We start from the raw sequence: 14,741 nt of genomic DNA, 5'->3' as shown, positions 1-14,741 counted from the left end.
TACCGTGACCGATACCTGGCATACCCTTGTTTCCGAAAGCGAATTTCCGGCCGAGGGCAAGCTCGCCACCAGAATCGGCGGCTGGCACGTGCTGGTGGCCAAGACCGAAGACGGGTTCTTCGCGGTCAACGATCGCTGCACCCATCAGGCGGCGCTGCTTTCCACCGGGCGCATCCGGCGCGGGGCGGTGATGTGCCCGCTGCACGGCGCGCGGTTCGAGATGAACACCGGGCGGTGCATCGGCGGCGCTTACAAGGATCTGCGCAACTTTCCGGTGCGGGTCGAAGGCGGCCAGATCGAGGTTTGCGTGCCCGATGAAGCGCCGGGCATGGACGAACTGCCTGTCGTCCTCTGAACTCACCCAAAGCGCAGGTTCGCGGCGGCCTAGTGTGCGTTAGGTGTCGCTAGGTGCATCTAGGTGCAGTTCGGAAAAACACAGTGGGAGAGACAAGAAATGCCCTTCACCGGCCCCGCCGAAGACCGCCTCGCCATCCGCGAACTGCTTGAAACTTATGCCGATGCCGTGACCCGCTGCCACGCGGATGATTGGGCCGCGACATGGGCGGAAGACGCCGAATGGTCGCTCCCCGATTATCCCGAACTTGGCACCACCACCGGCCGCCCGGCGATCAAGGCGATGTGGGTGGAAGCGATGAAGAGCTATCCCGGCATCATGTTCGAAGCATGGCCCGGCTCGATCGACGTGACCGGCGATACCGCCACCATGCGCAGCTACACCAGCGAGGTCTACGACCAGAACGGCACCACCATGCGCGATCGCGGCGTCTATGAAGACACCTGCGTCAAAGTCGACGGCAAGTGGCTGTTCAAGAGCCGTTCTTTCCGCAACATCCACCGCCAGCACGCGCCCAAAGGCTGCTGAAGCGGATCAGCGGGCGTGAAACCACGCCCGCCGGAACCACAGCGCCAGATTGACGAGCGCAATCAGCACGGGAACTTCCACCAGCGGACCGATCACAGCGGCAAAAGCCACCGGCGAGGCGAGGCCGAACGCGGCAATGGCCACCGCGATGGCGAGTTCGAAATTGTTCGATGCCGCCGTGAAGGCCAGCGATGTCGTGCGTTCATACCCTGCGCCGATGGCCCGACCAACGGCAAACGCCAGCACGAACATCACCACGAAAAACACCACCAGCGGCACCCCCACCCGCAGCGCATCTATCGGCAGGGCAAGGATTTCTCCGCCTTTCAGGCTGAACATGGCAACGATGGTGAACAGCAGCGCCGCAAGCGTCAGCGGGCTGATGGCTGGGATAAAGCGGGCTTCGTACCAGTCGCGCCCACGTGCCGAAACCAGCGCCTTGCGGACGAGGAATCCGGCAAGGAACGGTACGCCGAGATAGGTCAGCACGGCCTGCGCGATCATGCCGAAATCGATGTCCACCACTTGTCCTTCTAGCCCGAAGACAGGCGGCAGCACGGTGAGATAGAACCACGCATAGGGCACGTAGAACACGATCTGGAAAAGCGAGTTGAACGCGACGAGGCCGGTCACGTATTCCGGGCTTCCGCCTGCAAGCTGGTTCCATACCAGAACCATTGCAATGCAGGGCGCAATACCGATCAGGATCAGCCCAGTCATGTATTCAGGATCGTTGGGCAAGGTTAGCGCCGCCAGCGCGAACATGAACGCAGGCGCAACGATCCAGCACAGGATGAACGACGCCGCCAGCATCCGTCCATCGCGAAAAACCTGCCCCAGCTCCTCATATCGCACTTTGGCAAGCGGTGGGAACATCATCAGGATAAGGCCCACCGCAATCGGAATGCTGGTGGAGCCGACCGACATGGCGTTCAGGGCCTGCGGCACGGCAGGTGCCAGCGTGCCCAGCGCGATCCCCAACGCCATCGCAGCGAAAATCCACAAAGTGAGCCAGCGATCAAGGAATGATAGACGCGCGCGTTCTGGCGCGGCAGCGATCAACGTAGCCATCAGGCGGCTCCTTCCATTTGACCAATGCGGGCAAGTTCGCGCATCAGATCAGTGCGCTCCATCGTTTCGAACGGCAGGGCCAGCAGCGCGGCGACTCGCATTTCCAGCCAGGCCCACGTCTGTTCGAATGCAGCATCCACTTCTGCTTCGCTGCCTTCGACATCTGCCGGATCAGGCAAGCCCCAATGCGCCTTAAGCGGCGCGCCCATGAACACCGGGCACGCTTCTCCCGCCGCATTGCCACAGACGGTGATCGCCAGATCGACCGGCGGGGCATCCGGCCCGGTGAACTCGTTCCAGCTTTTCGACCGGAATGGCGCAGTGTCAATGCCGCGCCGCGCAAGCAGGCGCAGCGCGCCCGGATGCGGCACACCCTTGGGCTTGCTGCCCGCGCTGTAGGAGACAATGCGGCCTGCCCCCATCGTGCCAAGGATCACCTCGCCCAGAATAGAGCGCGCGGAATTGCCGGTGCAGAGCACCAGCACCGAAAACAGACGGTCGGCCATCAGCAGCACTCCGGGGTTTGTCGAACCAGTTCAGCAGGGGCGCAAACGCCGCCCCCGCAGCAGTTTTCGGTAAGGAACCCCATCAGAGCGTTCATCGCGGCATAGTCTGCCGCATAGAGGATCGAGCGGCCATTGCGGCGCTGGGTAACAAGGCCCGCATTGGCGAGCTGCGCGATATGGAAGCTGAGCGATGACGGCGCGATTTCCAGCGCTTCGGCCAGCGTGCCTGCGGCCATACCATCCGGTCCCGCCTGCACCAGCAGACGATAGGCGGCAAGGCGATGGTCCTGCGCAAGTGCGCCAAGCGCGCGGACGACGGCGGAGGAATTCATAAGGCGGCATCCTTCGATTCGATATTTCTATAATAGTTGAAATGATCGATGGCACAAGGCTGCGCATCGGCCCCGCCAAAACCGGCATTACCGCCTGTTACTTTTCCCAGTTCTCCCCAGAGGACGTCGCCCTATACACAGAGAAACGGGAGAGAAATGTTTGGAAATATCCGGTTGGTTCGAGAACCCAGTTTGGGCTGATCAAGATTAACCAGCAATGCCGCGCTGATGATACTTCGGCAGCTTCATGCTTTCGAACGTGATTTTTTGCGCCTTGTGCATCTCTTCCCGAAATCGACCGGCTGACGCAGCAACCGCGCTGCCGGAAAACGGAGGGGGAATATGAGAAATTCTGGCCATTCAGCCTTGGCATCTGCGACCATCGGTTCGCGCCGGTCAATCCGCGCTGCCGCGCTTGCAGCCACATTTCTGGCTGCGGGGCAAGTTTGGGCGGCGGAAGCCGACGATGATCAGGCTTCGCCATCGCAGGGAATCGAGGAAATCACCGTGACCGCGCGCAAGCGCGTGGAAGACGTACAGAGCGTGCCGCTGGCCGTCTCTGCCATCAGCGGCACCGCGCTGGAAGCGCGTTTTGTGCCCGATGTGCGTGCGGTGGCCAAGTACATCCCGAACGTCCAGCTTGGACAGGTCCAGTATTCGGGTGCGACGCTTTCAGCATCGATCCGCGGCATCAGCTTTGCCGATATCGAGCGGTCGTTCGAACCGGCAGTCGCCACATCGATCGACGGCATCTTCCTTGCTTCGAACACCGGCGCGCTGGTCGATATGTTCGACGTAGAATCGATCGAAGTGCTGCGCGGCCCGCAGGGCACGCTGTTTGGCCGCAACACCGTGGGCGGCATCATCAACGTCAAGCGTTCACGCCCCACGGGTGAGCTTGGTGCCAAAATGGCGGTTACGGTTGGTGCTTATAACCGCAACGATTATCGCGGCGTGTTCAATGCGCCCATCGTGAACGATGTTCTGGCGCTGAAGGTTGGCGTGTTCTCGATCAACAGCCACAGCTTTACCTATGACGCCGCCACCGGCAAGGACGAGCCGGGCCTCAACCGTCTGGACATTCAGGCCAGCCTGCTGTTCACGCCGACGCCCGAATTCGAAGCACTGGTGACCTATGAGCACCTGCGCGACCGTTCGCACTATCCGAACCCCGTCAACCAATCGATTCCGGGCGAACTGGCCTGCGACGTGGGCCTTTGCTACAGCGCACACAAGGACGAATACGAAAGCAGCGGGTTTCGCGCCTCGTTTGGCGGGTTGCCGTTCTATGCCCCGTTGGATGCCGATAACGTAACGCTGAACATGACGTATGATGCGGGCAATTTCTCCATCGCGTCGGTCACCGGCTACATGGAAAATCAGGACTCGCTCGACATCGACAACATCGGTGATGCGATTGCGCCCAACACGCCGTTCTTCCACCCGGTGCGTTATCTGCACGGCAACCAGTTCAGTCAGGAACTGCGCGTGGATACCGATTTCGGCGGCATGTTCGATATGGTCGCGGGCGTCTATTTCTTCAAATCGACGTATGAGCTGGATCGGCAGGACGTGTTCGTTGCCGATGGCACGCGCAACCCGGCCAACCTTGTCGATACCTTCAACGCCGGGCAGACGGTAAAGTCCTATGCCGCCTTTGCCGAAACATACTGGAAGGTAACGCCAACCACACGCATCACCGTGGGCGGCCGTTACACGCACGAAACCAAGGACTTCCACGTAACGAAGCCGGCGCCCTATACCACGCCTGCCTATTCGTGCCCGGATCCGACGTCCACTTATGCGCCTTGCGCCAATCCGCACCTGTCGTTCAACCGCTTCACCCCGCGCGTATCGGTGGACCAGAACCTTGCTGACGATGTGATGCTCTATGCCTCATGGTCGCGCGGGTTCCGTTCGGGCGGGTGGAACGGGCGTCCCGGCTCCTTGCCGCAGACGATCGGGCCATACGATCCCGAAACGGTCGACAGCTATGAAGCGGGCCTGCGCACCAAGTTCTGGGACAACCGGGCGATCTTCAACGTCACGGTGTTCCAGACCGAATATCGCGACAAGCAGGAAGACCAGATCCGCACGAACCCGCTGAACCCGGCTTCGACGATTACCTTCGTTGAAAACGCAGGCAAGGCGCGGTTCCAGGGCGTGGAATTGGAAGCCCAGCTCCGCCCGGTGCCTGAACTGAACCTGTTCGGATCGGCGGGCTATCTCAAGGCGCGCTATCTGGAATTCCTCGATCAGGCTGGAAACGACATCAGCGCGACCAAGCAGCTCCGCTATGCGCCGAAGTGGAATGCCAGCGTGGGCGGCGATTACACCTTCGAACTGGGTGGCGGCAACAAGCTGATGCTGGGCAGCAACCTGAAATACGTAGGCGATTATGTGACCGAATCGAGCGTGGACTATTCCGGCCTGCGCCGCGAACGGATCCCGGCGCACACGTCTATCGATGGCGCGATCACCTTTACCGGCGCGATGAGCGGGTTGAAGGAATACAAGATCTCCGCCTTCATCAACGATGCTTTCCACGGCGGTGGCCGCATCGTGCGATCCAGCTATGCCGGGCCGTTCTGGTTCAGCGACCGCATTCCGAACCGCACCTGGGGCGTGGAGTTGCAGGTCGAGTTCTGATCTTTCCGCCAAGCTGATAATGCAGCGCCCGTCCCCGAAAAGGGGGCGGGCGTTTGCTTTTGCGGCAACCTCGGTGATTGGCCAGTTGCCGGGTGCCATGTGCTTTGCGACGCAGGGCAAAAGAGGATGCACGATTGATGACAACCAACCGGTTCTGGCAGCTCGACAACCACCCCGAAGGCAACGATTTTGCCGCCGCGCTATCTTTGCAGGCAGAGGAACTGCCGCCGCTGGCCGATGGCGAAGTGCGGGTGAAAGTCGGCTGGCTTTCGATGGACGCAGGCACGCGCATGTGGATGAGCCCGCGCACCGATGGCTATCAGCCGCCGCTGCCGCTGGGATCGAAAATGGCCGGGCTGGTGCTGGGGCGTGTGAGCGAAAGCTGCGATGCGGCCTATCCGGTGGGCGCGATGGTGCGCGGCTTCGGGCAATGGGCTGACTATGCCACGGTGGTTCCGGCGCTGTCGGGGCTGGAAGTGGTGGACGATAGCCTTGCCGATGTGCGCCAGCACTTTGGCGCGCTGGGCATGAATGCGTGGACGGCGCTGGTGGGCGTGAAGGAAGTGGCGGCAATCAAGCCCGACGAATGGCTGGTGGTGTCTGCCGCAGCAGGCGCGACCGGCAGCATGGCGTGCCAGGTCGGGCGCAATCTGGGCGCGCGGGTGATCGGCATTGCGGGCGGGCCTGAAAAGTGCCGCTACCTGACCGAACAGCTCGGCGTGGATATGGCCATCGATTACAAGAACGAGGACGTGGCTGCGCGGCTTGCCTCGATTGAAGGCGGCGTTCACGCTTATTTCGACAACGTTGGCGGGCCGCTGCTGGATGGAGTGCTACCCAACATGGCGCATTACGGGCGCGTGGCAGTGTGCGGCATGGTGGCCGCTTATGACAACGACGCCCCCCTGCCCGGCCCCGCGCGGTTCGATCAGGTGCTGATGCGGCGGCTGCGGATCGAAGGGTTCTTCATCCCGGATTTCCTGCATCGCGGCGCGGAGTTCCTGCCCACTTTGCGCGGGTGGGTAGATTCGGGCGCGCTGACGGTGAATCTGGATGAAACCGCCGGGCTTGAGAACACGCTAGTGGCCTATGACCGGATGCTTTCGGGCAAAGCCATCGGCAAGGTTATCGTGAAGGTGGCTGGCTGATGCCGATCATAAAACACCGCGCCCCATTGCAATGCCTTGTCGCCGTGCGCGGCCACCCGTTTGACCGGACGGCCTTTGACGCGATGTTTCAGGCGATGGACGGCATCTCTGCCACGATGGTGGATCAGCCTGCAGCGGCACGGCTGATGAACCCGGTTGGAATGCGCGGGTTCGATGTGCTGGTGCTCTATGATATGCCGGGGCTTGACTTTGAAGCCCCTGTAAATGCACCGCTTTACATCGAACCTGAAGCGGACTTGATGTCTGGTTTCCGCAGCCTACTGGAGCAGGGTAAGGGCGTGGTGGCGCTGCATCATGCTCTGGCGGGCTGGCCTACATGGACGGAATATCACGAATGGCTGGGTGGGCAGTTCTTCTATCACCCCGGCACATGGGCTGGCGCGAAGGTAGCCGACAGCGGATATTGCCATGACGTGCGCCACGATGTTTCGGTGGTGGCCGATCACCCGGTGACCGCCGGGCTGCCTGAACGGTTCACGCTGACCGATGAACTGTATCTGGGGCAAGTGGCCGAAGCAGGCGTAACGCCGCTGCTGCGATCATCCGCCGCGTTTGACCGCGACCATTTCTGGTCCGCAGACCTTGCGGTCAAGGGCCAGATGTTCAGCCGCGAAGGGTGGGAGCATCCGCCCGGATCGAACCTTGTCGGTTGGGCGAAGCAGGCCTTGAACAGCAGGCTGGTTTATCTGCAGCCGGGCGATGGGCCATCGGCCTATGACGATGTGTATTACCGGCGGTTGGTGGAGAATGCGATCCGCTGGGTGGCTTGAACTGTCACCCGTAATGGTGCCTGTGCCCCCGCGCAGGCGGGGGCGCGAGGTGCTGGTTTGCAATTTAAGCGCTTAAAGCGCTTAAAGCGCGGTCATGCCCCCATCGACGACCAGCTCGGTGCCGGTGACATAGCGGCTTTCATCCGACGCAAGGAACAGGTTCATGTTCGCGATGTCGAGCGGATCGCCCATGTAGCCCATCGGCACGAGCGCCAGCGTTGCATCATAATTTGCCGCGTTGTCTTCCAGCGCCACGCCCTGAATGTTGGTCAGGATCATGCCGGGGTGAACCGAGTTCACGCGGATGCCCTGCTTGGCCACTTCCACCGCGATGGTCTTGGAAAACAGGCGCACGCCACCCTTAGCTGCAGCATAGGCACCGCAAGCCGGCACGCCGATCAGCCCGGCGACCGACGAAATGTTGATGATCGAGCCCTTGATGCCGGTCTTGCGCATCAGCGCAACCGCACGCTTCGTGCCGTGAAACACGCTATCGAGATTGACCGAGTTCTGCAGCGCCCAATCGGCGCTGGTCATGTCTTCGATGGGGCGCAGCACGGCGATGCCAGCATTGTTGACGCACACGTCGAGCTTGCCGTCCTCGGCCTCGATGGCGGCGAACACTTCGTCCCATTGGGCTTCATTGGTCACGTCATGCAGCATGGCCTTCGCCTGCCCGCCTGCTGCACGGATGCTTTCGGCAACCTTTTCAGCGCCCGCCAGATCACGGTCGGTCAGCCATATCTTGCAGCCTTCTTCGGCAAAACGCTGCGCTGTGCTACTGCCAAGGCCGGGCACCGAAGCCCCGCCTGTGATAAGAGCGGTCTTGCCGGCTAAACGTGACATGCGCTTGTACTCCTAAAAAGGACCGGGGGCGTTAGGCGGAGCGCGTTAACGCCCCGCCCTCGCCCCCCGGCAAGGTGGATCAGTTATGCGTCAGCTTCAGAACTTGACGCCGACGGTTGCGCCATAAGTGCGCGGTTCGAGCGCCATGCCGAACGACCACAGGCCTGCAACGGTGAAGGCGTGCGTGGTGGTCTTTTCGTTCAGCAGGTTGCGGCCGAAGACGCGGACATAGGCCTTGGTGTCGTTCAGATCGAAGTTGAACGTCAGCGATGCGTCAACCAGATCCTGGGTGGTGGTGCGCACGCGCGGATCGTTGCCGTTCACGGTCACCGCTGTTGCCTGCCCTGCGCCGTTCAGCGTCGGCGTAAGCGATGCTGCTGAAAGCTGTTCGTCATAAGGCGAGATATGGCGCCAGCCCACGTTGGTGGACACATCACCGAAGCTGGTGGGCATCGTGTATTCAGCGCTGAGCGACGCGGTGAACTTCGGCGCATAGATCAGGCGGTTGGCGTTGTAGTTGAACGGCACCAGACCCGTGCCGCACGAATTGGTGGCCACCGGCCCGCCCGCATAAGCGCCGCAGGTGACGAAGTTGCGGAAGTGCGAATCGAGGTAGGCCATCGATCCGGTCAGCTTGAAGTTGTCGGTCACGCGCAGGGTGCTGTCGAACTCCAGACCCTTGATCAGGGCGCCGCCAGGGACGTTGCCGGTGATCGTCTGGTTGCCGGTGGGGCCACCAGGGACGGTCAGGTTTTGCTGCATGTCCTTGTAATCGGACACAAAGCCCGCAAGGTTCAGGTCCATGCGGCCATCCAGCACCGTCAGCTTTACGCCCACTTCATAGGCATCTACCGTTTCAGGCTGGAACGGCGTGCTGGCGGTGGCGGCAGTGGCTGCGCGCGGGCTGAAACCACCCGAACGATAGCCGCGCGACCACGAAGCATAGATCATCGTATCGCTGTTCGGGCGCCAGTCGATCCCGATCTTCGGCGTGAACTTGTTGAAGCTGGCCTTGCCCGTGCCGACCGGCACGAACTGCGACTTCTGCACGTTGTCGGGATCGATCAGCTTGCCACCGGCAAAACCGTTGAACAGTTCCTTCTTGTCGTGGCTGAACCGACCGCCGAACGAAATGCGGACCTGATCGGCAACCTTCCAGTTGAAGTCCCCGAACACGGCATAGCTTTCGGTCTTGCCTTCGACATGCTGCGAATTGAGATCAAACGTAGTAGGCGGTGTGGTCGAGCTGAAACCGAACACCCGCGACCACTGGGTCAGATCGTATTCCGACTTGAAGTAGAAACCGCCGACAACGTAGTCGAACCCGTCGAACAGTTCGCCAGCAGCGCGCAGTTCCTGGCTCCACTGTTCGTAGTGCTGGCGACGATCGACATAATAGAGATCGGTCGAGGAACCATCGAAGTCCTGCGTCTGGGCTTCGGTGCTCTTGCGCCAACCGGTGATCGAGGTGAGCTTCACCGCGCCGGCATCATAGTTCATTTCCAGCGTGGCTTCGGGCGCCTTGTAGGTGCTTTCAGCATAGTCACCGAAGGTCGTGTAAAGATCGGTGGTGTTGTTCCGGTTGCATTCGCGCGCCGGAATGAAGCCGCAGAACACTTCGGTGCTGTTGGTCAAGTTGCTGACGACGGGATCGAACTTCTGTTCAACCTGAGCGACGGTCAACTGCGCTTCGAAGCCCGAACCAACAGGCTTGAACAACAAGCTCGCGCCATAGTTTTCGGCGTTGCTCCAGCCCGCGCTGACATTGCGCGTGACGTTCTTGTAGAACCCGTCGGTTTCGTTGTGGAAATACCACGCCTTAACGCCCCAGCTTTCGTCATCGCCATAGTTGGCAATGGCCTTGGCCGAGAAGGTGTTCCAGCGGCCATAGCTGACTTCGGCCTTCATGCCGGGCTTCATCGTGGGCTTGGAACGCTGAATGTTGATCACGCCGCCGATGGTGTTCGCGCCGAAGAGCGTGCCCTGCGGGCCGCGCAGCACTTCGATCTGCGCCACGTCGAACGCATCCTGCAACTGGCCTGTGTTGGTGCCGATGACCACGCCATCGACCAGCACGCCCACGGTCGGCGTCTGCGACTTTTCGATGTCGGCATAGGTCAGGCCGCGGATCGAGATATTGGCTGCCTGCGCGCCCGAATTCTGCTGAGTGATCAGCAGGCCTGGCGCCGCACCTTGCAGGTCCCCGATGTTCACCGCAGCCTTGCTTTCCAGCATGGCGGTGTTGACAGCGGTGATGGCGACAGGGGTGGACTGCAGCGTTTCCGAACGGCGGCGTGCGGTAACGATGATCGCGCCAGTATCTTCGGTGGCTTCGGCCTGATCGGCCTGTGGAGCGCCAGCCTGCGGCTCAGCCGCATCAGCGGCGAACGCGGGCATGGAGAGGCCGAACGCGGTGGTGGCAAGTGCAACGGCGATCAGGCGCCGTGCGGCTGGGGTCTTCATGGTATCCTCCCTCAAAATAAGGTCGCTCGGCCTCGTCGGGCCGTTGCTCCCCTCTTTCATCCACCCCGCCGCGATTTGAACCAACTGCCACTTGTTACAGGTGCCTGCGATCAGCCATGCTGCATCCTTTGTGCACCCCAAGGGAGAGATCGAAATGCGCATCAACCGTCGATTCCTGCTGGCACGCCGTCCGCACGGAGCGCCCGTTCCAGAGGACTTTTCGTTTGTGGAACAAGAGGTTCCTGACGCGCCGCTGGGCGGCTTCGTGGTGCGCAACTGCTTTGCCTCGCTCGATCCGGCGCAGCGTGGGTGGATGGACGATGCTCCCAGCTACATGCCGCCGATCGCATTGGGCGATCCGGTGCGGGCCAGCACGATTGGCGTTGTCGCCGCATCGAAATCCCCCGATTTTGCCGTGGGTGATTGGGTTCTGGGGCTGAACGGGCTTGAGGACTACTCGGTCAACGAAGCCGGTGGTTTCACCATGAAGGTTGATACCTCCCAAGTGGATTCGCCATCGCGGTTCCTTTCGGCAATGGGCGCTGTGGGGCTGACAGCCTATTTCGGGCTGACCGAAGTGGCCAAGCCCAAGGCGGGAGAAACGCTGCTCGTATCTGGTGCGGCAGGCGCGGTCGGGTCAGCAGTGGGGCAGATCGGCAAGATCATGGGGTGCCGCGTCATCGGCATTGCTGGTGGTGAGACCAAGTGCCGCCGGCTGATCGACGACTACGGATTCGACGTTGCCATTGATTACAAGGGCAAATCGGTGGACCAGCTTGCCGCCGAAATCCGCGCCGCGGCGCCGGACGGGGCCGATGTGGTGTTTGAAAACGTCGGCGGCGATGTGATGGACGCCGAACTGATGAACCTGGCCAAGCACGCGCGCATCGTGCTGTGCGGCTTGATCAGCGAATACAATTCGCCCGAAAAGATCGGCGTGCGCAACCTGTGGCAGGTGCTGGCGCAACAGGCGACGCTCTATGGCTACCTGATCATGGATTATGCCCCGCGTTTTGCCGAAGGGGGCGCGGTCATGGCCGAATGGATGGCGCAAGGGCGGTTGCGCATCGATGAGGACGTGCAGGAAGGGCTGGAGAATGCCTACGAAGCCTTCATGCGGCTGTTCACCGGGGCGAACACCGGCAAGCTTGTGCTGAAGATCGCAGATGGCCTCTGATCGTCTGCGCGGCCGCAAGGCCATCGTCACCGGCGCAGGTTCGGGCATCGGTGCGGCCACGGCGGCACGGCTGCGTGCCGATGGAGCGCTGGTCTTTACCGCAGATATGCAGGGCGATGTAGACTTCGTGGCTGATCTTACCACGCCCGATGCCAACGCTCGCCTGATCGAACAGGCCGTGGCGGCGCTGGGCGGACTGGACACGCTGGTGCCCTGCGCCGGAATCAGCGCGTTCCATCCGCTTGAAGGGCACGACGATGCTTATTTCCAGCGGGTACTGGATGTGAACGTGGTATCGGTATTCCGGCTGATCCGCGATGCTGTGCCGCATCTGAAAGCCGCCGGAAAAGGACGCGTCGTGACCATCGGCTCCACCACATCGAGCCACGGGGACGAAGGGCTTTGCGCCTATGCCGCGTCCAAGCACGCGGTGCTGGGGCTAACCAAATCGGTAGCGGCAGAACTGGGACCGTTAGGCGTGACGGTGAACTGTGTGCAGCCCGGCGCCATCGCCACGCCGATGACCGCGCCCGCCTTTACCCAGATGCCGGAATTCAAGACCTTTTGGGAAAACAAGGCCCCCCTGCGCCGCCTTGGCCAGCCTGAGGACATTGCCGACGTGATCGCATTCCTGTGCAGCGATGATGCGCGCTTCATGTCGGGCCACGGCGTGTGGATAGATGGTGGCGCGATGGTGCGGCACTAAGGGCTCATCCGTTCGTTCTGCTATTGCCAACTACGGGCTGGCCACTAACAGGACATCAAATTGACGATGACTGCCGTTCCTTGCGCCTTTGATCATGCAAAATGAAGAAGAGCGGTTTTCCGCAATGCGCATGGTCTACTGGAAGCCACAGCCTGAGCTGGAAGGGCTGGTCAGCGGATATCACCTCTATGCGGTTGCCCCACCAGAAGGGGAACTGCATCGCGATGTTTTCCAGCCAGCCTGGTTCAATCTGCGCATACTTATCGATCCTGCAACGCGCTGGACTGTGAAATTCGGAACATCAGCGCCGTTACGTGTCCCCGATGTAGCTTTGTTTGGACCCAGCAGCGCCGCCTGTTGGTCGGAAAGCAACGAGGGCACAGTCATCGGCGTGGGGATAACCCCGCGCGGCTGGGCACGGCTGGGTGCAGGTGAGGCAGGAAAACTGGCCAATCGCGTAGTTCCCGCACAATCGGTATTCGGAGAGGCATCACAGCAGCTTGCGAACAAGTTGCGTGGTGCCCGTGACGACAGGCAGATCGTCGGCATCCTCGACCAGTGGCTACTAGCCCAGTTTCCGCCGCCGCATCGTGACGAAGATGTGGTGACGCGGATCGGTGCAGCTCTGCTTGACCCGGCCATCAAAACCTCGACAGCGACGGCAGCGCGGGCTGGCGTTACGCAACGCACGCTCGAACGATTGAGCCTGAAGACGTTTGGCTTTACGCCCAAGCTACTGCTGCGCCGCGCCCGCTTCCTGCGTTCGCTCCATGCATTGATCCGTGGCGGGCCGGGCCGCAAGGCAGTGGCCATCGATGCGGGTTACACCGACTATTCACACTTCATCCGGGAAGCGCACGAGTTTCTGGGTATGAAACCAACACAGTTCCTCGAAGCCTGTGGGCCGATGTTCACCCGATCGCTGGAATTGCGCGATGCCGTGCTAGGCGCACCTGCACAGGCATTGACTCAGGTGGACTAGGCTCACTCCTTCATCACCGGCATCGGCACCTGCCCGCTTTCATCAAGGTAGTAGGCCACCCATTTGTGGAAGAACTGGTTGCCCGGCTCGTTCCGGCCAAAAGTCTGGTGCGTCATCGCGCCGGATTCGAGGCCGTTCTGCACTTTGAGGCCGAGGAAATAGTCTTCCTCCTCGACGACATCGAAGAAGAAATCGCACATCTGGTCCAGCGCGGCCAAGCCTTCTTCGGTGTCGGGCTTCGTCGGGAAGATGTAGTTCATCACGGTGGTGTTCTGGTTGGTCTTCGGACCGGGGAACAGTTGCGCCAATTGGCCCATTTCAGGCGCGAGGAAGAAGCTCATGTTGGGGAAGAGCATACGGATGAAGTCATAGCCGTTGTTCTCCTGCCGCCCCCATTCGTCGCCCGGCAGATCGTGCAGGCGGGTGATCGCATTCTGCGGAAAGCCGAGCCGGATGTGCGGACCGAAGCCTTCGTAGTTGGCGCGGTTCGATGGGCTGCGCGTGGCGACCGTGTTGGTATGCGCGGCCTGAAAGTGATAGCCTTCGAGATAGCCGTCATAGGCGACTTTCCAGTTCGCGCCCTTCATCGGCTTGTTCTTGTGGTAATACCACGTCTCCAGCTTCAGCGCGGCAAAATCCTCGTACATGCCGCCCATCCATTCGATGGCGTTGATCGGCAGGTCTGGAGTTAGGATCACAAAGATCAGCCCCGCCGCCTCGTCGCACGGCAGTTCGGTCATGTTCAGAGTGGAGCGGTCCAAGTCGCCAAAGGTGCTGGCTTCGGCAATGCCGATCAGCTTGCCATCGTTGGCATAAGTCCATCCGTGATACTGGCAGGCAAAGGCCCGGCAATTGCCCTTGCCTTCAGGCGCAAGGTGCATCGCCCGGTGCTTGCACACGTTGAGAAAGGCGCGCGCCTTGCCATCCTTGCCGCGCGTGATCAGCACGGGCAGGCCCATCACGTCCATCGCCTTGTAATCGTTGACCTGCGGCAGTTCGATGGTCAGCGCCAGCATCAGCGGCAAGCGTTTGAAGATGCGCTCGATCTCGCGTTCGAAGCGCTCCTCGCTGAGGTAATCGGCCACTGGGACACGCATGGTGTCGCTCGCCTGATCGGTAGTCTTGGTTTCGACGAAATGCAGCATCCGTTCCGCTGCATCGGCATATTTGTCATAGAGTTCGGTCAT

At 61.1% G+C, this 14,741-nt stretch carries 14 protein-coding genes; 8 read left to right on the top strand and 6 right to left on the bottom strand.

All coding sequences use genetic code 11. The features are described from left to right. Positions 1-4 precede the first annotated feature (4 nt). On the top strand, positions 5-355 hold the full coding sequence (locus HGI47_RS14300; protein WP_168853445.1) for a Rieske (2Fe-2S) protein: 351 nt from the start codon (positions 5-7) through the stop codon (positions 353-355). Positions 356-454: 99 nt separating this feature from the next. Then, positions 455-883: a nuclear transport factor 2 family protein gene (locus tag HGI47_RS14295; RefSeq protein WP_168853444.1), complete on the top strand. Its 429-nt coding sequence runs from the start codon at positions 455-457 to the stop codon at positions 881-883. 6 nt (positions 884-889) lie between these two features. On the opposite strand, the gene arsB is transcribed toward HGI47_RS14295, so the two are convergent. The 3 genes from arsB to HGI47_RS14280 are packed head-to-tail and all read right to left on the bottom strand — an operon-like array spanning position 890 to position 2,792. Beyond that, positions 890-1,954, bottom strand: coding sequence for an ACR3 family arsenite efflux transporter (gene arsB / locus HGI47_RS14290; protein ID WP_168853443.1), 1,065 nt, complete (start codon positions 1,952-1,954; stop codon positions 890-892). Beyond that, a complete protein-coding gene (locus HGI47_RS14285) occupies positions 1,954-2,460 on the bottom strand; it encodes an arsenate reductase ArsC (protein ID WP_168853442.1) in 507 nt (168 codons plus the stop codon). Before HGI47_RS14285 ends, arsB begins: the two co-directional genes overlap by 1 nt. Next, positions 2,460-2,792 (bottom strand): helix-turn-helix transcriptional regulator, encoded by a 333-nt coding sequence (locus HGI47_RS14280; protein WP_168853441.1) that lies wholly within the window; start codon positions 2,790-2,792, stop codon positions 2,460-2,462. The genes HGI47_RS14285 and HGI47_RS14280 overlap by 1 nt, the downstream gene beginning before the upstream one ends. Before the next feature lie 342 nt (positions 2,793-3,134). Here HGI47_RS14280 and HGI47_RS14275 point away from each other — a divergent pair, with 342 nt between their 5' ends. The 3 genes from HGI47_RS14275 (at position 3,135) to HGI47_RS14265 (ending at position 7,380) form a co-directional block, all read left to right on the top strand. Further along, positions 3,135-5,441, top strand: a complete 2,307-nt coding sequence (locus HGI47_RS14275) for a TonB-dependent receptor (RefSeq protein WP_168853440.1) — start codon at positions 3,135-3,137, stop codon at positions 5,439-5,441. Positions 5,442-5,578: 137 nt separating this feature from the next. Next, positions 5,579-6,589, top strand: coding sequence for an NADP-dependent oxidoreductase (locus HGI47_RS14270; protein WP_168853439.1), 1,011 nt, complete (start codon positions 5,579-5,581; stop codon positions 6,587-6,589). Beyond that, the gene (locus HGI47_RS14265; RefSeq protein ID WP_168853438.1) at positions 6,589-7,380 is read left to right on the top strand and encodes a ThuA domain-containing protein; all 792 of its coding nucleotides are present in this window, start codon (positions 6,589-6,591) and stop codon (positions 7,378-7,380) included. Before HGI47_RS14270 ends, HGI47_RS14265 begins: the two co-directional genes overlap by 1 nt. 81 nt (positions 7,381-7,461) lie before the next feature. Here HGI47_RS14265 and HGI47_RS14260 read toward each other — a convergent pair whose 3' ends face one another. Then, positions 7,462-8,226 (bottom strand): SDR family NAD(P)-dependent oxidoreductase, encoded by a 765-nt coding sequence (locus tag HGI47_RS14260; RefSeq protein WP_168853437.1) that lies wholly within the window; start codon positions 8,224-8,226, stop codon positions 7,462-7,464. A 96-nt stretch (positions 8,227-8,322) separates the two neighbouring features. Then, positions 8,323-10,689, bottom strand: coding sequence for a TonB-dependent receptor (locus HGI47_RS14255; RefSeq protein ID WP_168853436.1), 2,367 nt, complete (start codon positions 10,687-10,689; stop codon positions 8,323-8,325). 154 nt (positions 10,690-10,843) lie between these two features. Here HGI47_RS14255 and HGI47_RS14250 point away from each other — a divergent pair, with 154 nt between their 5' ends. The 3 genes from HGI47_RS14250 (at position 10,844) to HGI47_RS14240 (ending at position 13,554) form a co-directional block, all read left to right on the top strand. After that, positions 10,844-11,866, top strand: coding sequence for an NADP-dependent oxidoreductase (locus HGI47_RS14250; protein WP_168853435.1), 1,023 nt, complete (start codon positions 10,844-10,846; stop codon positions 11,864-11,866). Next, entirely contained in the window at positions 11,856-12,572 is a 717-nt protein-coding gene (locus HGI47_RS14245; RefSeq protein ID WP_168853434.1) for an SDR family NAD(P)-dependent oxidoreductase, read from the top strand. Before HGI47_RS14250 ends, HGI47_RS14245 begins: the two co-directional genes overlap by 11 nt. A gap of 94 nt (positions 12,573-12,666) precedes the next feature. Then, positions 12,667-13,554, top strand: a complete 888-nt coding sequence (locus HGI47_RS14240; protein WP_168853433.1) for a helix-turn-helix domain-containing protein — start codon at positions 12,667-12,669, stop codon at positions 13,552-13,554. Positions 13,555-13,556: 2 nt separating this feature from the next. Here HGI47_RS14240 and HGI47_RS14235 read toward each other — a convergent pair whose 3' ends face one another. Continuing rightward, positions 13,557-14,741: an SRPBCC family protein gene (locus HGI47_RS14235; RefSeq protein ID WP_168853432.1), complete on the bottom strand. Its 1,185-nt coding sequence runs from the start codon at positions 14,739-14,741 to the stop codon at positions 13,557-13,559.

The sequence above is a fragment of the Novosphingobium sp. ERN07 genome (genome assembly GCF_012641335.1).
GTDB lineage: Bacteria > Pseudomonadota > Alphaproteobacteria > Sphingomonadales > Sphingomonadaceae > Novosphingobium.
This window is presented reverse-complemented; position numbering and strand designations above follow the sequence as displayed.